Genomic DNA, 20,112 nt, shown 5'->3' with positions numbered 1-20,112 from the left:
TCGGTCTGAACCCTTCCAACGTCCCAGCGCGGCTTGGGTCTTGGTCAGAAGCGGGTGCCCCTCTGTGATCACGCTGGGTTTGACCGACCTTTGATGTTTGATGCGACACTCCATAAAGTCATCATATCGGTGGGGACTCCTTCGGGCGCGGCGGTTGCCACAACTGGGAAGATGCGCGTCACGGGGCAAGTGGGACCTGGTTCAGCCCAGTTTCCCAATTCCCTATCTTGAGCTGACTTCTAAGCCAAACCGGTGTCAGGAAACATTTACCTCACCAGTCATTCGTGTCTTTTCGAGCAGAAAATCCCGTACAGTTGGCGTGATGAAACGATGTTCCATCGGATATATCCCGCATTTGGAGAGCGAGCTGCGGAGAGACTGTGACGCCTCGATCCGTTTCCAAATGGATCTGGATGCATAGGGAGAGCGGCGCGGTCGCCAAGCAAGCCCCAGCGTCATGCCACGCAAATAGGTGCGTTGCTGGCGATGCGCCGGATAAAGCACTGTCTCGGTGATTGACCCTTCCTGATCGCTTTCAAATTCCATTACAAAAATGCGCCCCCCCAGATAGCTCGACTTGCCGTTATATCGCGTCCGGTTGATGGTGCCGTGTTCCGGGTTTTTTCCGCGTTCAACAGTTCTGGCCAACACTTGCCCACTCTGTTCGTACAGTTCCGTGAACCCCACCATGACGTTGCCCGGCCACGAAGGCGTGAAAAAATGAATGTGGTAGCTCCCGATATATTTTCGCAACCGGGCGATGTCCCCCGGAAAGGCGTGGGCAAAAGGGTCCTGGGAAACGGGCGAAGCATTCCGGGTCGCTTCGCGTCGTTGCGCCATGAATTCAACCGGGTCCGTAAAAAGATGCTGCTCCTGCAAACCAAAGTTCAGGCAGATTTTGCGCAGATTATGCGCAGAAGGCATGCCGGCACCATTCAGATATCGGCTGAATTGCTGCTGGTTGATTCCTATGTCCCGACAAATCTGCGCAATCGAGACCCGTTCGGCGCAGAGGTGTTTTAGATTTTTCGAAAAAATTTCATTTCGGGACATCGGACGTTATCACCTTTTTGCACCTTAGCTAAAAGTAGCTAAAGGAACACAATACTCGCTAACTTGTTTGGGGCAAGTGCTTTGTCCATGTTCGCGCCATGGCTGATCAAATCGAAATAATAGAAAACCAATGGATCCCTCTCTCAGACGGGCGAAGGCTGGCTGCGCGACTCTGGATGCCCAAGGGGGACGGGCCGTTCCCCTCCATTTTGGAGTATCTTCCGTATCGCAAACGCGATGGCACGGCACCGCGGGATGAAACCACCCATCCGGTTTTTGCCCGCGCGGGATATGTTTGTGTTCGGGTGGATATTTCCGGAACCGGCGATAGCGATGGGGTGTTCGATGATGAATATTCCGAGCAAGAGCTAAGCGATGGTGAAGACGTTCTAGCGTGGATCGCGGATCAGGGCTGGAGCGATGGCAATGTTGGCATCATTGGCATTTCCTGGGGCGGTTTCAACGGGTTGCAGCTGGCAAGCCGTCAGCCCGAAGCCTTGAAGGCTGTGATCAGCGTTGCCTCGACTGTGGATCGATACGCGGACGACATTCACTTTATGGGGGGCTGTCTGCTCAGCGACAATATCAATTGGTCAAGCCAGATGTTTGCCTATCAAACACGCCCGCTTGATCCGCTTCTGCGCCCCGACTGGCGGGAAGAGTGGATCGAAAGGCTCGACAAGTCTCCTTTTCTGGCCGCCGATTGGTTGGCCCATCCGACCCGAGACGCGTTCTGGAAACATGGATCGGTCTGCGAAGATTGGTCTGCGATCAAAATACCTGTCCTGGGGATGACGGGCTGGGCAGACGCATATGTCAATGCACCGACGGCTCTGGTCGCGAACCTGAATTCCGCCTCCAAGGCGATGATTGGGCCCTGGGAGCATCGCTATGCGCATATTTCCAAATTGGCACCCGCGGATTTCCATTCCGAGGTGATCGGCTGGTTTGATCGCTGGCTAAAGGGCGAGCTCAACGGCGCTGAAGATCTGCCTGATTATCGTGCGTTCATGCAGGAGCATTTTCCGCCGACTGAACACAACAGCCCCCGCCAAGGCCGATGGATCGCAGAACAGAATTGGCCGTCACCGAATATTTCTGTTCGCAACATGTATTTGGACACGGGCGCGTTGGTCGAGGAGCCTCAGGCGGGGCAGGTGACAGTCTCTACGTTGGCGCACATTGGCCAGGCCAGCGGTTATTTCTGCCCCGGCATGCGCAATGACAACGAATTGGCCGGTGATCAGCAAGAAGATGATGCGCTGTCTGTCTGTTTCGACACAGCCCCTTTGCAAGATCCTCTTGAGCTTCTTGGCCGCGCCGTATTCGAATTTTCCTTCACTGTTGATCGCCCCGTTGCACAGCTGGTTGTGCGGTTGTGTGACGTTGCACCTGACGGGCAATCGTTCCGTATCAGCTATCGGCCGTTGAACCTGAGTGCCCATGAGAGTTTCGAGACCCCAGAGGCGCTCGTGCCGGGGAAAACGTATACTGCGCAGATAGAGCTGAACGAATGTGCGCATCACTTGCGGGTCGGGCAGCGGCTGCGGCTTGCCTTGTCCAGCAGCTATTGGCCGCTTGTCTGGCCTGCGCCAAAACAGGCCGCGATCACGCTGGATCTGGCAAAAACCACGCTGAAACTACCTGTGCGGCAGGTCGCGACAGAGATCACCCCAGCCAACCCCGGACCTGTACAAGAGTTTCCACAGCTCGAGACCCAAGAGCTTCGTGCCCCAACCAGCACGTCCGAGCGGTTTATCCGAGAGGACGGCGTGGTTGTGCGCGAGACCCGGGATGACTTTGGCAAAACCCGCGACCCGCATCACGGCCTGGCCGTCGGCAGCGATGTCTCACTGCAGGTTTCCATTCATCCTGATGACCCGGCCACGGCCTGCTTTTGGGAAAAGTGGAATTTCACATTTGAGCGCGGCGATTGGCAGGTCGAAATCGACACCGAGAACGCCATGACGTGCGATGCGGCAAATTTCTATCTGCACAGAAAAGTCTGCGCCACCGAAGGCGCGAACAAAACCGAAATTCTGTCACGGGACTGGTCAAAGACCATCCCGCGCGGACTTCTTTGAACCAATCCACGGGAGGATAACATGAAAATCGAATGGACAAAGGCCCCTATGGGGCGGCGGAACTTTCTGCGAGGGGCGACGGCTTTGGGCGCGGTCACGGCGGTACCGATGGGCTTTGGATCACGGGCGGCTGCGGGCACAGATGGTGTTCTGCGCATACGGGCTTATGGCGACACGCAGACCATGGATCCTGCAAAAATCCTGTCAGTGAACGAAGAAGAGGTCATGGCGGCCACTTATAACAAGCTGATCCAGTACAAACCGGGCAGGGAATGGGGGTGGCAATTGGATGCCGCCAGCATGATTGAACAGGTCGACCCGACCCACATCAAATTTGCGCTGCGTGATGACATCGGTTTTACCAACGGGTTTGGCGCGATGACGGCCGAAGACGTGAAATTCTCGTTTGAACGGGTGATTGATCCCGCGACAGAAGCAACCAACAAACCGGATATGGGCACGCTGAGCCATGTCGAGGTGACTGGCGAGCGTGAAGGCACCATTGTTCTGAAAGATCCCTTTGCCCCGCTCTGGAGCATCGCGTTGCCATATCAGACCGGCAATATCGTTTCGAAAAAGGCCGTGGAAGCGGCAGGTGGTATCATTGGGACGGACCCGGTTGCCGAATCCGGCCCATACCTTCGTGACAGCTGGAGCCCAAAGTCAAAAACCGTGTTGAAGCGGAACCCAGACTGGAAGGGAGCTGCGCCAGCTTGGGACACAATCGAAATCCTGCCGATTGATGATGAAAACACGGCCGAGATTGCTTTTGAAGCAGGTGAGATCGACTTTACCCGTGTCTCTTTGGGCTCGGTTGAACGGTATCGCGGCGGTGTCCCCAATGGCGGTACACTGATCGAAAACCCATCGCTGTATTATGTCTGGCTGGGCATGAACATGGATCATCCCAAACTGCAAAACAAGAAACTGCGCCAGGCGATCCAACACGCCATTGATGTTCCAAGCATCCTCCAGGCGGCGTATTTTGGCGCTGTCGAACCATCGACAGGCATAATCGCTCCGGGATTGGCTGGCAATCGAAAAACCGGAATGATCCCGCCCGAGGCGAATTTTGAAAAGGCGGCAGCGTTGTTGGCCGAAAGTGGAGAGACCAATGTGTCGCTCACACTGGATGTCCTGAACAAAACCACCTTTGCGACCACTGCACAGATCATTCAGGCCACGCTGGCGCAGATTGGTATCTCGGTCGAGATCAACCTGTTGGAGTCCGGTGCGTTTTGGGCCAGCGGTGACAATGAGAACCTGCAGCTGGTGCTCAACCGCTATTCCATGACCCCGGACCCCTATTACGCGACCTCGTGGTTCACCACCGAGCAGGCCGGTATCTGGAACTGGGAGCGCCACAAGAATCCCGAGTATGACGCTCTGCACGAGGCAGCGTTCCGCGAAACCGATACCGCCAAGCGGGACGAAATGTACCAGCAGGCGCAGAGCATCATGGAAGAAAGTGGAGCCTATCGGTTCATCACCCATGAGGCGACGCCCGTGATCCACTCGGCCGATGTGGTGCCGGCGCTGCGGCCGGATGGCCTGTCGCTCCTGCGGTATTTTGACAAAGCCTGATCTCCTCTCAGGCGCGGCGTGACCATCCCTAGTCAGGTGATCACGCCGCACTGACTATCAAATCAAAGGTGGCTGCACATGTTGTCTTACACCCTCAAACGCTTCGCGCTTGCGGCGTTGATTTTGGTCGTGGCGGTTACTGTCATGTTCCTGATGATCCGTGCTGTGCCGGGCAACCCTGTAGAGATTATGCTGGGACCGCGCGCCACACCGGAATTGCAGGCCAAATTGACGTCCGAACTGGCTCTGGATCAACCGATGTGGCGGCAGCTGGCTCTGTTCTATGGTGGATTGCTGCGCGGCGACCTGGGCGTTGATGTCTTTTCCGGGCGCTCCGTTACCGATATTGTCTTCGAACAGCTGCCCTACACACTTCACTTGATCTTCCTGTCCATCGGTTGGTCGGCCATTTTGGGTGTTGCGATTGGTGCCTATGCGGCTGCGCATCCCAACACACTGGCAGATCGCGTTGTGGCAACTTTATCGGTCAGTTTCGTGGCTGCTCCTGCCTTTGTTGTTGCCCTGTTGTCGTTGCTTTTGTTCGCCGTTTATCTTCGCTGGTTTCCTGCAATTGGCGCTGGCGAAGGGTTCTGGGATGTTCTCTATCATCTGGTATTGCCCGCTTTTGCGATGGGGTTGTCCTGGGTCGGCTATGTGGCGCGTCTGGTTCGGGCTTCGATGCTGGAAGTTCTGGGCGAAAGCCACATCCGAACCGCCCGCGCCTTTGGTCTGAGCGAACGGCGTATCATTGGAGCCTACGCGCTGCGGATAGCCATCTTGCCGGTTGTCACCGTGATTGGTGTTGGCATGGGCTTCCTTCTGAGCGGCGCTGTCTTCACCGAGATCGTGTTTGCACGTCCGGGATTGGGCAAACTTGTCATCGATAGCATCACCACCCGCAACTATCCCATCGTGATGGGGGCGGTGTTGGTCTCGACCGGTTTGTTTGTTGTTTCAACCGCACTGGCGGACATCATCAACGCGGTGCTTGATCCGCGTGCCCGCACCGAAAACTGAGGGAGGGGACCATGGCTTATATTACTTCGACACCCCAAAAACCACGCTCTGAATTGATGAATATCATAACTGGCGTCGCACGAGAGCCGCTGGGTCTGATGGGGTTGATCATCGTTGGGGCCATTGTTTTGGCCGCGTTGTTCGCACCTTGGATTGTGCCCTATGATCCTATTGCGATGAATATCCCGGACCGGATGCAGGGGCCGTCCTGGGCGCATTTTCTGGGCACCGATCAGCTAGGGCGCGATACATTTTCGCGTGTTGTGATGGGTGGCAGGGTCGCATTGAAGGTTGCACTGCCCGCGGTGTTTGGCGCAATGGCCATTGGCCTCACGCTGGGGATGATCGCGGGCTATGGGCCAAAATGGCTGGATAACCTGTTGATGCTGTTTTTTGACACCATCCGGTCCTTTCCAACCGTGATGTTCGCCCTGGCCGTTGTGGCGCTGGTGGGGCCAAGCCTGCAAACCGTGGTGTTTGTGGTCATGGCAACGTCGATCCCGACCTATGGGCGGGTGGCCCGTACCCAAACTCTGACTCTGCGCAATTCGGAATTCATACTGGCCGAACGGGCCATGGGGGCCACCATGAAGCGCATTCTCGGGGTGCATATGCTGCCCAATATCATTGGCGTTCTGGCGGTGTTGGCGGCAATGGATATCCCGACTGTGATCGCGCTTGAGGCCGGGCTGTCGTTTCTCGGCCTTGGTGTGAAACCTCCGACGCCAAGCTGGGGTGCCTTGTTGAAAGATGGCTATGCGCTGATCCGGCAAACCCCGTGGTTGGTGATTGGTGGTGGCCTGCCGATCATTCTGGCGACCCTTGGTTTTACCTTTCTGGGGGAAAGCCTGCGCGACGTGGTCGATCCCAAACTGAGGAAACAGCGATGACTGACGTACTTTTGGAGATTGACGACCTGAGTGTGGATTATGAAACCGCACGTGGGGATCTCAAGGCGCTGCGAAATATCAGTTTTGATGTGCGCAAAGGCGAAATTGTTGGGATTGTCGGTGAAAGTGGGTGTGGCAAATCCACGCTGATTTCGTCGATCCTGCGGTTAACCGCGCCGAACACCCGGTTTCGCAAGGGCGAGGTGCGCTTTCATGGGAAAGACCTGTTAACACAGTCGGAACGTCAGATGCGTGATCTGCGCGGCTCGGACATCTCGATCGTGTTCCAAGACCCGATGCAGACCCTCAATCCCGTGATCTCGATCGGGCAACAGATGGTGGATATCCAGCATCGTGCAAAGATCTCGAAACAGGAAAAAATTGCGTTGGCGGCAAAAATGCTGGGGGCTGTTGGCATACCCGATCCAGAGGCGCGGCTAAAGCAATTCCCGCACGAGTTTTCCGGCGGGATGCGCCAGCGGATTGCCATTGCAATGGCGTTGATGAGCGAGCCTGATCTGTTGATCGCGGATGAGCCGACCACAGCATTGGACGCCACGCTGGAAGTTCAAATCATTGAACGCCTGCAAGATCTGCAAAAGGACTTCGGCTGTTCGATCCTGTTCATCTCGCACCACCTGGGTGTGATTGCCGAACTATGTGACCGGGTGGTGGTGATGTATGCGGGTGCCGTTGTGGAAAGCGGCGATGTGCGCGAGATCTTTCATCACCCAAGGCATCCTTACACCCGTCGTTTGATCGAATGTGATCCCGGACACATCAAAGCCCGTGCCCGTGTGTTGCCCACCATTCCCGGTGAAGTGCCCGATCTGGCCAATCTGCCGACTGGCTGCATCTTTCGTGATCGTTGCGAACAGGCCAATGAACGCTGTGCACAAGTACCTGCGTTGACCAAACTCAAAGAGGGGCACTTTGCGGCCTGCTGGTTGAACCATGAGGAGGCAGTCGCATGAGCCCGATCCTGGAGGTCAAGGACCTGAAAACCAATTTCGGCCCCGTCAATGTTCTGGCCGGTGTCAGCTTTAACGTCGAGGCCGGTCAGACCTATGCAATGGTTGGCGAAAGCGGGTCGGGCAAGACCACGGTGATCCGGGCCATTGCCGGGCTGGCCCCGGCGCAATCCGGATCGGTCAAATTCATGGGGCAGGAAATTCGCGGCATTTCGGAACGTGCTTTTCGCCCTCTGCGCAAGGATATTGCGATGATGTTTCAGGATCCGGTCGGATCACTGTCGCCGCGCCTGACCATTCGCAACCTGATCACCGAACCCTATCGCATTCAGGGGATGAAGGATCGTGATCTGGATGCCGAAGCCAAACGGTTGCTGGAGCTGGTCAACCTGCCGTCGCATTTTGCGGATCGCTATCCTTATCAGCTGTCGGGGGGACAGGCGCGTCGTGTTGGCGTTGCGCGGGCACTGGCGTTGGAGCCAAAACTGATCCTGGCTGATGAACCCACAGCCGGGTTGGATGTGTCGGTGCAGGGTGAGCTTTTGAACCTGCTCAATGATCTGCGTGAACGGCTTGGTCTGTCGATGGTGATCATCACCCATAACTTGAATGTGGTACGCCATGTGGCTGATCGGATGGGGATTCTCTACCTTGGAAGGCTGGTCGAAGAAGGCCCGTCCGAGACGGTTTTCGCCGATCCGCGCCACCCATACACGCATTGTCTGCTCAGCGCGAACCCCGAACCCGACCCGGATGCGCGACTGGAGCGTATCGCGTTGAAGGGCGAGCCTCCGAGCCTGATCAAACGGCCGTCGGGATGCGAGTTCCGCGAACGCTGCCCAATGGCCTCTGAAGTCTGCACGCAGGTTCCCCAATGGGAGGTCGAAAATGGCCACGGCATCCGGTGTTTGACCCCCCGCATCGTGGGGGCAGCAGCTTGAAGACCCATGAACCAAAAATGGTGCCGATTATTGGCACTGCTTTAGAAGATTACCGGATGCAACGGAACGCATCGGGCGCAACATGGAACCGTCCGCGGCGACTATACGGTTTCACAAGGGTAATTTGAGATGAACCAAACACTGTATTTCAATGGTCCTATCCTGACGATGGATGATAAAAACAACGTTGTCGAAGCCGTTTTGACCGAGGCGGATACCATCGTTGCGGCAGGTGCCGAAACCGACCTGCGCGCACAGCTGTCATCGAGTGCGACCGAGGTCGATTTGCAGGGCAAGACCATGTTGCCGGCCTTTATCGACCCGCACGGGCATTTTCCCGATCCCGGATTCATTCGGTTGTTCCGGGTTGATCTGGCCTCTGCGCCGCGCGGAGATTGTCCAGGCATGGCCACCGCATTGGAGCGAATGCGGGCGAAAACGGCCGAAACTCCGCCGGGAGATTGGGTGATGGGGGTGTCGTTTGACAATACGGCCATCGCGGAGCAGCGGATGCCAACCCGCGCAGAGTTGGATTCTGTGTCTACAGATCATCCGATTTGGGTGCTTCATGCTTCGGGCCATAATGGTACTGCCAATTCGATGGCGCTCGAACGTCATGGGGTCAATCGAGACACGCCTGATCCGGTGGGCGGGCGATTTGGCCGGGATCCAGAAACTGGGGCGCTGACAGGGGTGATCGAAGGTATCTCTGCAATGGGCGCAATGGGAGATACCAATTTCCTGATCGACCGGGATCGTTTCTGGCAGGGGTTTGACGCATGCCGTGACGAATATCTTGAACATGGCGTCACCTATGCACAAAACGCCTGGTCCTCGCCCGATATGATCGCGCATTTTGCGTCCCTTCCGGCAAATGTCGATCCGGGTATCGACATAGAAATCCTGCCCGTCGGAGAGATGGAACCACAGTTCAGCCAGAACCTGGGCGCGGCGCAATGGCCGGGCAATCCTCACTTCACCCTGGGCCCGCGCAAACTGTTCACCGACGGGGCCTTTCAGCTGCAAACGGCGTATTTGTCCGAGCCATACCATAAGCCCGCCAATCCGGGTGCGCCCTGTGGGATGACCTATGTCGATGCCGACGAGCATCACGCTCAGGTGAAGAAACTGCATGACATGGGGTTTCAAATACACTGCCACTGCAATGGCGACGCCGGGTTGGATCTGTTTCTGGATGCTGTCGAGGCCGCGCAAACGGCAAATCCACGAAGCGATCACCGACATACAGTGATCCATGGCCAGACCACGCGCGATGACCAATTGGAGCGCATGGTCCGTCTGGGGGTCACGATCAGCTTCTTTTCGGCCCATATCCATTTCTGGGGCGACCGCCACTATGACACGTTTCTGGGCCCCGAGCGTGCGATGCGAATTTCTCCGGCAGCGTCCGCAGAAAAATACGGGGTGCGGTATACGATCCACAATGACGCATCGGTGACACCCACGCGGCCCATTCATTTGGCACACTGCGCGGTCAATCGGCTGACTGCGTCGGGGCGTCAACTGGGTGCGGACCAGAAAGTCTCGGTCCTGTCTGCATTGCGTGCACAGACAATTGATGCCGCCTGGCAGGTGTTTCAGGAAGACAGGCGCGGTTCGATCGAGGTCGGTAAACTTGCTGATTTTGCCATCCTGTCCCGCAATCCTTTGACCGCACCGGAACAATTGGCTGACACAAAATTGGTTCAAACAATCCGTCGTGGCCAGTTGGTTTTCCAGACATCTCAAATATCCGATCAGAAAGTCAGCGCATGACCAGGGCCAAGATTGCGATTGCCGGTTTTCAACATGAAACCAACACGTTCAACCCAAATCTTACACCAGTTTCCGAGTTTGAACGCGCCGATGGCTGGCCAGCTGCAACCCGTGGGCAGGACATTTTAGAGGTATTCCCTGGTCTGAATATTGGAATCGGCGGCTTCATTCAGGAGGGGCAGGATTTTGATCTCCGCCCCATTCTATGGTGTGCCGCTGAACCTGCTGGACATGTTTGCAGGGACGCTTTTGACACGTACTGTGGTGAAATCTGCGCCGGGTTGAAACAGCACGCACCACTGGATGGCGTGCTGCTGGATCTGCACGGTGCAATGGTTACCGAAGATCATTTTGACGGTGAACTTGAAATCCTGCGCCGCGTGCGTGCGGTGGTCGGGGATATCCCGGTGGTGGTGGCCCTCGACTTTCACGCCAATATCTCTCCTGCTTTTGTCGCACTCTGCGATGCCATTGCGATCTATCGGGAATATCCGCATCTCGACATGGCGCAAACTGGTGTTCGGGCCGCGCGTCTGATGCGCCAGCGCCTGATTCTGGGCCACCCCTTTTCAAGAGCGTTCTTGCAGGTGCCATTTCTTATTCCGCTCTCGGATCAGGCAACCGGTCAGGAACCGTTCGCACATATTTTTTCCGGGTTTGATGATCTGCCGGTTCCCGGTCTGATCAGCGCTGATGCCGCATCCGGGTTTCCGGCCGCTGACATTCCCAACTGCGGTCCATCTGTTTTGGCCTATTGCACCAAAGAACCCGCAGCCCAGCAGGCCGCAGACATTCTTTTGGGCCGGTTTCTTGAAGCAGAGCAGCAACTGACCAAAAGCTTGCTTTCGGAACGCCAGGCGATCCAGAAAGGGGTCGAATTGTTGCAGACATCCGCACGCCCGGTGGTGCTGGCCGACGTCCAAGACAACCCAGGCGCAGGCGGGACCAGCGACACAACCGGCCTGTTGCAGGCGCTGATTGAACTGGATCTTGCTCCGGCTGTCATGGGTATTTTTGCCGATCTGGCCTGTATCCAAAAGGCTTGGTCAGCTGGAGTTGGAGACCACTTTGACCATGTTGTTGGTCAAAATACTCAAATTCCGGGACTGACCCGCAAGACAGCAACCTTCGAGGTTGTACGTTTGTGTGATGTTCCCATCCTTTGCACAGGTGAAATGTACAAGGGAATTGCCGTCGACATCGGACGTACGGCGCTGTTGAAAATTGTCGGACCTTCCAATGCGATTTTTGTAGTCGTCTCCGAACAAAGGTTTCAATGTCTTGACTGCGCATTGCTCGAACACTTTGGGCTGGATTTATCGGACGCACGTCTGATCGTCGTAAAAAGCACGGCTCATTTTCGCGCCGATTTCGACCCTATCGCACAGGCGACGCTTCTGGTTGCGTCACCGGGCCTTCACCCGTGTCGGTTGGATCAAGTGTCATACGAAAACCTCCGTGAACAGGTGTCGTTGATCAAGGCAAGCCCAGGTCGCGATGTTTTCGCACAGACGTGATGAGGCTGTCCCACAGTGCTGCGTTGCGCGCAATCGGCCGGTTTGGCGAACAGCGACGCCGCACGCCGGAACGGTCCCAACACCCGCAATTGGCGCAGCCATATAGGTATCTGCGCCAACGGGCGGACAGACCCATTCACAGTTCGTCGCCATCGCTGGCAAATGCCAGAGGCAGGGAGGTTCAAAAATCTCTCAGATCCCGACATGAGAGTCCGACCGCATGCGCCAATGAGATCGCCTGGCAGGCGGGCAGGATGGTCGCATCTCGGACGTGGTGCCCAGGCTGTCGTACAGCGATGACACCCAACGCTATCTGCACCAGATAAATCGTGCGCGCGCAGCTTGGGCTGCAAGCCGCAGAATGTCCGAGAAATGCCAATTTAGGCGCAGGTGTCAGTCGGCCCCAGAAACATGGCGCACCGCCCCAAGAGCAGCTCTACAGAATTATAACAATCAGGGGAGAAGTGGCAGCCCGTAGGGGAATCGAACCCCTCTTTCCAGGTTGAAAACCTGGCGTCCTAACCGATAGACGAACGGGCCACTGTGTGTGCGGTTCTTTAGGCAATCCAAGTCTGTGCCGCAAGGCAAAAAGTGAGTTTGGATCCAAATAATTTGAAAGCGGTCCGCATCAGGCCGGTGCCGCATCATCCAGCCGCAGTTGCACGGTTTGACGCCCCCCCCAAGTGTTGATTTCCATGCGCCCGGCAAAATGAAACCGGGCACCACCATGGTCGATGAGCCGTGGACCCAACGCTGTGTCAAAGGCACCGAACGCAATGGCATCAATCCCGCCGCCTGTCCCGTCTGCGAGGCTGAGCTTGAGATGGCTTTCGCCCACACGCCTGGCAAAACGCACCGACAACGAAGGCAACGCATAGCGCGGCGCAGGTGCCCCGGCACCAAAAGGGCCTGCCTGTTCGATCTGTTCGATCAGATCAATTGTGGCAGCACGGGGCATGATCACCCCGTCCAGCTTCAGATCAGCAGCGCCCAATGTATCTGCGCCCTGTTTGGCCAGCAATTCCGTCAGGCGCGCCATCGCCGGTTCCAATTGGTCGCGTGCCACGGTCAACCCTGCGGCCATCTTGTGACCGCCTCCCTTTAGCAACAGACCGTCGTTGGCCATGCGTTGGATGGCAGCCCCCAGGTCGATGCCGCTGACCGAACGTCCGGACCCTTTGCCTTCGGTCCCATCCAGACCGATGACGATGGCGGGGCGGTTGGCGGCTTCCTTGAGCCGCGAGGCTACGATGCCGACAACGCCAGGGTGCCAACCTTCGCCAGCAGCCCAGACCAAAGGGGCGTCCAGACCGCGCTCTTCGGCCTGTTCCATAGCGGCGGCGCGCACTGCGTTTTCGATCTCGCGCCGTTCGGTGTTCAGCTGGTCCAGCCGTTCCGCCATGGCGGCGGCTTCATGCGGGTTGTCACAGGCCAGCAATCGCGCGCCCAGATCGGCCTTGCCGATGCGCCCGCCGGCGTTCACCCGAGGGCCCAGCAGGAACCCGAGATGATAGGGGCTGGGGCTGGAATCCATGCGCGACACATCCGCCAGCGCCACCAGACCAGGTCGTTGCCGGGCAGCCATCACTTTCAGCCCCTGACGGACCAGCGCCCGGTTGGCCCCAATCAAAGGGGCCACATCGGCCACCGTGGCCAACGCCACCAGATCCAACAGCGCCATCAGGTCCGGACCAGTGCCCAAGCCTGCTTCGCGCATCTGACGCCGAACCTCGACCAACATCAGGAACACCACGCCCGCAGCGCAGAAATAGCCAAGATCGCCATCTTCGTCCTGACGGTTGGGGTTCACCACCGCAACACAAACGGGCAGGGTTTCTCCCCCCAGGTGGTGGTCCAACACCACCACATCCGCGCCTGTGGCGGCGGCGATAGGCCCGTGGCTCAAGGTGCCGCAATCGACACAGACGATCAGGTCGTGATCGCGCGCCAGAGCCTGCATTGCGACCTCGTTGGGTCCGTACCCTTCGTCGATCCGATCCGGCACATACAGTGTTGCGGAATGGCCCATGTCGCGCAGCCACACCAGCAACAACGCTGCCGAGCTGCCGCCATCCACGTCATAATCGGCAAAGACCGCAATGCGCTCGCGCCGCTGCACCGCCTGTACGAACCGCGCGGCGGCCTTGTCCATGTCTTTCATCCGACGTGGGTCGGGCAGCAGCTCCTTGAGCTGCGGGGTCAGGAACCCCTGGGCTTCCATCGCAGGCACGCCGCGACGCGCCAGCACCTGGCACACCGCCTGAGGCAGGGTGGTCTGCTGTACCATGGCTTCGGCCGCCCGTTCGACATCCACGCCCGGTCCCACCCATCGCCGTCCACTCAGCGATTGCTCCACACCTAGAAAACTCATGCCTGCTCCCCCATCCGCATCGTAAAAAGGCCGGACCCTCTCGCGGATCCGACCCTTCATCTGGCCAAAAATATCCCTGCCAGAGGCAGCGGCGCAAGCCGCTTTCCCGCGTGATCAGGGATCAAACCGGTGTGCGATAGCTCATGCGACGCACGGATCCGGTTTTTGAACGCATCAGCAATGTGGTGGTTTCCACCCATCCGGGTTCGCGTTTGATGCCAGGCACCAAGGTACCGCCGGTGACACCGGTCGCGGCAAAGATCACATCTTGGGTGACCATTTCGTCGCGCGAATAAATCCGGTCCAGGTCGGTGATCCCGGCCTTGGCGGCACGGCCGCGTTCGTCGTCATTGCGGAACACCAGGCGGCAATAGATCTGCCCGCCCATGCATTTCAGCGCTGCCGCGGCCAGAACACCTTCAGGTGCGCCGCCTTGGCCCATGTACATGTCGATGCCGGTCACATCGCTTTCGGCGCAGTGCATGACGCCTGCGACGTCGCCATCGGTGATCAGGCGGATTGCGGCACCCGTAGAGCGCACTTCGGCGATCATTTCTTCGTGGCGGGGGCGTTCCAGAATACAGACGGTGATGTCCGAGGCGTCACAACCCTTGGCAGCCGCCAGCGCCTGAACCCGTTCGGCGGGCGTCATGTCCAGGGATACGACGCCGTCGGCATAACCGGGGCCGATGGCCAGTTTGTCCATATAGGTGTCCGGCGCGTGCAACATCGACCCGCGTGGGCCCATGGCGATGACGGTCAGCGCATTGGGCATGTCCTTGGCGGTCAGCGTGGTGCCTTCCAACGGGTCCAGGGCGATATCGACGCCGGGACCGTTGCCGGTGCCCACTTCTTCGCCGATGAACAGCATCGGTGCTTCGTCCCGTTCGCCTTCGCCGATGACCACGACTCCTGCGATGTCCAGCAGGTTCAACTGTTCGCGCATGGCGTTGACCGCGGCCTGATCGGCGGCTTTCTCGTCTCCACGCCCCACCAGTTTGGCAGATGCCAGGGCAGCCTGTTCAGCCACACGGGCCAGGCCAAGGGAAAGCATGCGGTCATGAAATTCGGCTTGGGGAGACATAGAAAAGTCCTTGCAGATTGGGTTCCAGCCCCTCTAGCGCAAGCGGGCCGGGATTCTCAAGCATGTTTGCGCAAAACTGATGGTTCACGCGGTGAAATGACGGTTCCTGTGGCAGAAACCAGCCTGCCACAGGGAATATTGCGCGGTCAGACGGTTTCGATCCGCAGGGCCACAGGGTCCCCGGCCATGACGCCGGTGCCGTGCATGGCTTCCAGCGCCGCGTCCAGATCGCGACGTTGGGTCTTGTGGGTGACGATGATCACAGGGGCCTGCTGGTCGTCGTGTTGGGTCTGACGCATCCGGTCGATGCTGACACCTGCATCCCCCAGGGCGGTGGCGACTTTGGCCATGGCACCGGGGCGATCTTCGAGCAGCAGACGGACATAATAGGGAGCAGGGGAGTTCGAACTGGCAGCTTCGATGTCCTTGAGCGTTTCGGCGGGCTGACCAAAGGTCGCGACCCGAAACCCGCGCGCAAGGTCGCAGATGTCACCCATCACGGCGCTGGCCGTGGGGCCCTCGCCGGCACCGGGTCCGCGTAGAACAATCTGTTCCACTGCGTCGCCTTCGATCACCACCATGTTGGTGCCGCCCTTCAGCTGACCCAGTGGGCTGTCGGCGGGCACCAGACATGGCGACATGCGCTGTTCCAGGCCACGGCCCGACAACTGCGCCACGCCCAGCAGTTTGATCTTGAAACCCATGCTGGCAGCCTGGTCGATGTCTTCGATCGAAATCCTCTGGATGCCTTCCAGCTCGACCCCGTCAAAGTTCACCTTGGCACCAAATGCGATCGACGATAGCAGCGACAGCTTGTGCCCTGCGTCAATGCCGCCAACGTCCAGTGTCGGATCGGCTTCGAGATAGCCCAGTTGGTTGGCTTCTTCGAATACGTCGTCATAGGGCAGCCCCGCGTCCTGCATCCGGGTGAGGATATAGTTGCAGGTGCCATTCATCACGCCCATGACGCGGGTTATTTCGTTCCCTGCCAGCCCTTCGGTCAGGGATTTGATCACAGGGATGCCACCGGCGACGGCGGCTTCGAACCGGATCACCCGGCCAGCAGCTTCGGCCTGTTCGGCCAACGCCTGGCCATGATGGGCCAGCAACGCCTTGTTGGCGGTGACCACATCCTTGCCAGTTGCCAATGCGGCCTCGGTCGCGTCCTTGGCCGCGCCTTCGTGGCCCCCCATCAGTTCGACGAACACGTCGATGTCATCACGTTTGGCCAGTGCGACCGGGTCGGTTTCCCAGGCATATCCGCCCAGACCCACACCGCGGTCCTTGGAGGCGTCGCGGGCGCTCACCGCCACAATTTGAACGGACCGGCCAGTTCGGGCCTCCAGCATGGCAGCCTGACGGCGGACAATCTTGACGACGCCGACGCCGACCGTGCCCAAACCTGCAATACCAAGACGAAGGGGCTGAGACATGGTGGAAAGTCCTTATGAGTAGTTGATTAGGGGACCGTATTCGGCCTGAACCGGGTCTTGGAACCGCCTTAGCGGGTTCGACGCATGGGTGCAACGTCGCGGGTCGGGGCAGGGGGTGGGAAACCGCGATTTTTCAGCAACCGTGGCCATAAGAAGTCAACGGGAGATCATCAGGCGTTTATTGGGTCGTGCTGCGCAGCTGATCGGCGCGTCGCTGTAATCGGGCACTGCGTGCCGCTAGAGCCTGTTCCAATTCCTGCCCGGCCTGATTTGGGCGCGGAAGCGTTTCCAGCGCGCTGTCCAGTGTCACCAATTCAGGATAATCGGCATTTCTCATGTCGTCGGAAACCCGTTCTTCGATTTCGGGCACGCGGGTGCATCCGATCATGGCAACAGTGCAGGCAAGCACCAAAGTGGCGGGCAGGCGACCAGAATGCATGACGTTTGTTTCCTCGTTTCTCGGGATCTTGATGCCCTTTTGAGACAAAAGGCGCAAGCAGGGGTTTTTTCTGAACATCTGTTCAGATAGCGTGACGCCATGGCACGTACCCAAGGTTCCCATTCCGATATCACCGGACCGCGTATCCAGACAGCGGCGCTCAGGTTGTTTGCTCAGCATGGCTATGCTGCGGTATCCATGCGCCAGATCGCCAAAGAGGTCGGTGTGCAAGCGGGCGCGTTGTACAATTACACGCCCGACAAACAAAGCATGTTGTTTGGGCTGATGCGGGGCCACATGCAGGACCTTCTTGCCACGTGGCGCGGTCAGGATCTGCCGGTAGATGCGATGGAGCAACTGCGCGTGTTCACGGGGTTTCACATCCGGTTCCATTTGGAACGCGCCGATGCGGTGTTCATCGCCTATATGGAGCTGCGCAACCTGTCGCCGGAGAATTTCACAGAAATCGAAACCCTGCGTGGTCAATATGAAGACGCGCTGGAGATGATCCTGAAGGCGGGGGTCGATCAGGGTGTGTTCCATGTGCCCGACACAAAAATCGCCACCTTGGCGGTGATCGCGATGCTGAACGGGGTCAATACCTGGTATCGGGCGGGCGGGCGTTTGTCGCTGGATCAGGTCGAAGCGATCTATTGGGACATGGTGCACAAGGTGGTCGCCCCGAACTGAACGTCCGGGGCGCACCTGGGTTCAGTGAGCAGCCTTGATAAAAGTCCCATTGCGCAAGTCCTGCATGGCAGTCTTCAATTCGTCGCGGGTGTTCATCACGATGGGGCCGTGCCAGGCCACAGGTTCCTGGATCGGGGCACCGGTGATCAGCAGAAACCGCACCCCCTCTGGTCCGGCCTGAACAGTGATCTCATCCCCGCTGCCAAATCGCACCAATGTGCGGTTCCCGGACATGTCTCGGATGTTGAGCTCTTGCCCCAGGACTTCCTTTTCCAACAACACACCGGTCGGGCGTGCGGCATCGACAAAGGCACCGGCCCCTTCGAACACATAGGCAAAAGCGCGGCGATAGGTGTCGATGGGCAGCGTCTTGCGCACCCCTGCCGGGATGGTCACGTCCAAATATTGTGGATCGGCCGCGATTCCGTCGACCGGGCCAGTCTTGCCCCAGAAGGATCCCACGATGATTTTGACCAATGTACCGTCGTCATCAATGACATGCGGAATCTCTTTGGCCTGGACGTCCTGATACCGCGGGTCGGTCATTTTTTGCGCTGCGGGTAAATTGCCCCAGAGCTGAAAGCCATGCATCTGGCCGGTCGCGCTGGCCGTTGGCATTTCCTGGTGCATGATTCCGGAACCAGCAGTCATCCACTGAACGTCTCCTGCACCCAGGGCTCCGGTGTTGCCTAGAGAATCCTCATGGGTGACGCTGCCTGACAACACATATGTGATCGTTTCAATGCCGCGATGGGGGTGCCACGGAAAGCCTTTGGCAAAATCCTCGGGGCGGTCATTGCGAAAATCGTCAAACAACAGGAAGGGATCCAATTCGGTCGGATCCTGAAAGCCGAACGCGCGGTGCAGCTTGACGCCAGCCCCTTCGAGCGTGGGGTGGGCCGGGCGTGTTTCCAGAACGGGGCGGATGGACATGGTGGTGTCTCCTGTGACTGTGGTTGTTCTATACGTATCGCTGCGTTGGTCCGAAACAACAGTCCCGCGGGCAGGGGCTGTGTGCAGGTTTGCACAGGTCCCTTGTCGGGTTGGATGACATCAGGGTATCCTGGAGGCATGACCCGTTCATCGGAAATTCTGGCCAGTTTGCCGTCTGACACGTTGGTGGCAGCCTTGGAGTTGATTGATTTCATGCTGGGCGAAGCCCTGCTCCTGGCAGATGCCGATGATGTGCTGATTGCCATGTCCGAACGCATCCGCGCCGCAGGGGTTCCGTTGGAACGAGCCACGTCCATTGTGTCGCTCCTGCATGCCGAAGCCGTGGCAAGCGCCCGGTTCTGGGAGCTGGGCAAGGGGACACGCAGTTTTCTGTTTCCATACTCAGACGATAGCGGCGAAGGCTATGCGCATTCTCCGGCCGCAGACGTGCACCGCACAGGCCAATGGGTCGATTTGTGGCTGCCGGAAACGCCAGATGATAGATATGGGATCGTGGCCGAACTGAAACAGGACGGGTACACCCAATATGTGATGGCCCCTGTCTTTATGAAGATGGGGCGCAACGGCACTTTCAGTTTTGCCACCCGTGCACCTGAGGGATTTTCAAAAACGGATCTGGCCTTCTTGCGCGCGGTTTTCCCGGCGCTGGCGGCCTGTCAGGATATTCTGGCGACCTCACGCTCCATGCAAGAGGTGTTGCGGATCTATGTAGGGGAGGAACCGCACAGGCGCATCCTGTCTGGCGACGTGCATCGCGGCGACGTCATGCACATCCGTGCGGTGATCCTGTTGGCCGACATGCGCAGGTTTACAGAACTGACGGCCGAGATGAGCGCCCGCGCGGCCACCGATCTGTTGAACGCCTATTTTGATTGTGTTGTGCCACCTGTCGAAGAGGCGGGCGGTGAGGTCTTGAAATTCATGGGGGACGGTGTGCTGGCCATTTTTCGGGTCCAGGACGGCGAAGAGGATGCCTGTGAACGTGCGCTGGTCGCGGCCCGGGAAGTATTGGCCCGAGTGAGACAGCGCAGCGGAGAACCCACCTTCGACGTCGGAATCGCCCTTCATGCTGGCGAGGTGGCCTTTGGAAATGTCGGGGCCGGAATGCGGCTGGATTACACGGTGATTGGCCGGGACGTGAATTTGGTCGCACGATTGGCAGGGCTTTGCAGCAGCCTGGACGAACCTTTGCTGGTGTTTTCGCAGTTCAGAACCCGGTTGCGGATACCCGGACGAAGCTGTGGGGCCCATCGGTTAAAGGGGCTGAGCCAGCTTGAAATTGTCTATGCGGTTTGATCCGTCGCGCCT

At 58.2% G+C, this 20,112-nt stretch carries 16 protein-coding genes and 1 tRNA gene; 10 read left to right on the top strand and 7 right to left on the bottom strand.

The features are described from left to right. Positions 1-255: 255 nt before the first annotated feature. Positions 256-1,053, bottom strand: a complete 798-nt coding sequence (locus QEZ52_RS13450; protein ID WP_406644878.1) for a helix-turn-helix domain-containing protein — start codon at positions 1,051-1,053, stop codon at positions 256-258. Positions 1,054-1,151: 98 nt separating this feature from the next. Here QEZ52_RS13450 and QEZ52_RS13445 point away from each other — a divergent pair, with 98 nt between their 5' ends. The 8 genes from QEZ52_RS13445 (at position 1,152) to QEZ52_RS13410 (ending at position 11,833) form a co-directional block, all read left to right on the top strand. Beyond that, positions 1,152-3,137 (top strand): CocE/NonD family hydrolase, encoded by a 1,986-nt coding sequence (locus QEZ52_RS13445; protein ID WP_406644877.1) that lies wholly within the window; start codon positions 1,152-1,154, stop codon positions 3,135-3,137. Between the two features lie 21 nt (positions 3,138-3,158). Beyond that, a complete protein-coding gene (locus QEZ52_RS13440) occupies positions 3,159-4,721 on the top strand; it encodes an ABC transporter substrate-binding protein (RefSeq protein WP_406644875.1) in 1,563 nt (520 codons plus the stop codon). 78 nt (positions 4,722-4,799) lie between these two features. Further along, positions 4,800-5,738 carry an ABC transporter permease gene (locus QEZ52_RS13435; protein WP_406644874.1) on the top strand — a complete coding sequence of 313 codons (939 nt, stop codon included), beginning with the start codon at positions 4,800-4,802 and terminating at the stop codon, positions 5,736-5,738. A gap of 11 nt (positions 5,739-5,749) precedes the next feature. Next, the gene (locus QEZ52_RS13430; RefSeq protein WP_406644873.1) at positions 5,750-6,628 is read left to right on the top strand and encodes an ABC transporter permease; all 879 of its coding nucleotides are present in this window, start codon (positions 5,750-5,752) and stop codon (positions 6,626-6,628) included. After that, on the top strand, positions 6,625-7,602 hold the full coding sequence (locus tag QEZ52_RS13425) for an ABC transporter ATP-binding protein (RefSeq protein ID WP_406644872.1): 978 nt from the start codon (positions 6,625-6,627) through the stop codon (positions 7,600-7,602). Before QEZ52_RS13430 ends, QEZ52_RS13425 begins: the two co-directional genes overlap by 4 nt. Next, positions 7,599-8,540, top strand: a complete 942-nt coding sequence (locus QEZ52_RS13420) for an oligopeptide/dipeptide ABC transporter ATP-binding protein (protein WP_406644871.1) — start codon at positions 7,599-7,601, stop codon at positions 8,538-8,540. Before QEZ52_RS13425 ends, QEZ52_RS13420 begins: the two co-directional genes overlap by 4 nt. A 129-nt stretch (positions 8,541-8,669) precedes the next feature. Then, entirely contained in the window at positions 8,670-10,316 is a 1,647-nt protein-coding gene (locus QEZ52_RS13415; RefSeq protein WP_406644870.1) for an amidohydrolase, read from the top strand. Then, positions 10,313-11,833, top strand: a complete 1,521-nt coding sequence (locus QEZ52_RS13410; RefSeq protein ID WP_406644869.1) for a M81 family metallopeptidase — start codon at positions 10,313-10,315, stop codon at positions 11,831-11,833. Before QEZ52_RS13415 ends, QEZ52_RS13410 begins: the two co-directional genes overlap by 4 nt. Positions 11,834-12,298: 465 nt before the next feature. Here the strand turns inward: QEZ52_RS13410 and QEZ52_RS13405 are convergent. From QEZ52_RS13405 to QEZ52_RS13385, 5 genes are all read right to left on the bottom strand, one after another. Next, a tRNA-Glu gene (locus QEZ52_RS13405) sits at positions 12,299-12,373 on the bottom strand. An 88-nt stretch (positions 12,374-12,461) separates the two neighbouring features. After that, on the bottom strand, positions 12,462-14,204 hold the full coding sequence (recJ, locus tag QEZ52_RS13400) for a single-stranded-DNA-specific exonuclease RecJ (RefSeq protein WP_406644867.1): 1,743 nt from the start codon (positions 14,202-14,204) through the stop codon (positions 12,462-12,464). Between the two features lie 121 nt (positions 14,205-14,325). After that, on the bottom strand, positions 14,326-15,288 hold the full coding sequence (gene glpX, locus QEZ52_RS13395; RefSeq protein WP_406644866.1) for a fructose-bisphosphatase class II family protein: 963 nt from the start codon (positions 15,286-15,288) through the stop codon (positions 14,326-14,328). 146 nt (positions 15,289-15,434) lie between these two features. Further along, positions 15,435-16,721 carry a homoserine dehydrogenase gene (locus QEZ52_RS13390; protein ID WP_406644865.1) on the bottom strand — a complete coding sequence of 429 codons (1,287 nt, stop codon included), beginning with the start codon at positions 16,719-16,721 and terminating at the stop codon, positions 15,435-15,437. Between the two features lie 178 nt (positions 16,722-16,899). Further along, entirely contained in the window at positions 16,900-17,160 is a 261-nt protein-coding gene (locus QEZ52_RS13385) for a hypothetical protein (protein WP_406644864.1), read from the bottom strand. A gap of 99 nt (positions 17,161-17,259) precedes the next feature. Between QEZ52_RS13385 and QEZ52_RS13380 the strand changes: the two genes are divergently transcribed. Continuing rightward, on the top strand, positions 17,260-17,850 hold the full coding sequence (locus QEZ52_RS13380) for a TetR/AcrR family transcriptional regulator (RefSeq protein WP_406644862.1): 591 nt from the start codon (positions 17,260-17,262) through the stop codon (positions 17,848-17,850). Between the two features lie 21 nt (positions 17,851-17,871). On the opposite strand, the gene QEZ52_RS13375 is transcribed toward QEZ52_RS13380, so the two are convergent. Further along, complete coding sequence (locus QEZ52_RS13375; protein WP_406644861.1) at positions 17,872-18,783, bottom strand: pirin family protein; 912 nt, start codon at positions 18,781-18,783, stop codon at positions 17,872-17,874. 138 nt (positions 18,784-18,921) lie between these two features. Here QEZ52_RS13375 and QEZ52_RS13370 point away from each other — a divergent pair, with 138 nt between their 5' ends. Beyond that, positions 18,922-20,100: an adenylate/guanylate cyclase domain-containing protein gene (locus QEZ52_RS13370; RefSeq protein ID WP_406644860.1), complete on the top strand. Its 1,179-nt coding sequence runs from the start codon at positions 18,922-18,924 to the stop codon at positions 20,098-20,100. Positions 20,101-20,112: the final 12 nt, after the last annotated feature.

This window comes from Aliisedimentitalea scapharcae, assembly GCF_045277565.1.
GTDB lineage: Bacteria > Pseudomonadota > Alphaproteobacteria > Rhodobacterales > Rhodobacteraceae > Aliisedimentitalea > Aliisedimentitalea scapharcae.
This window is presented reverse-complemented; position numbering and strand designations above follow the sequence as displayed.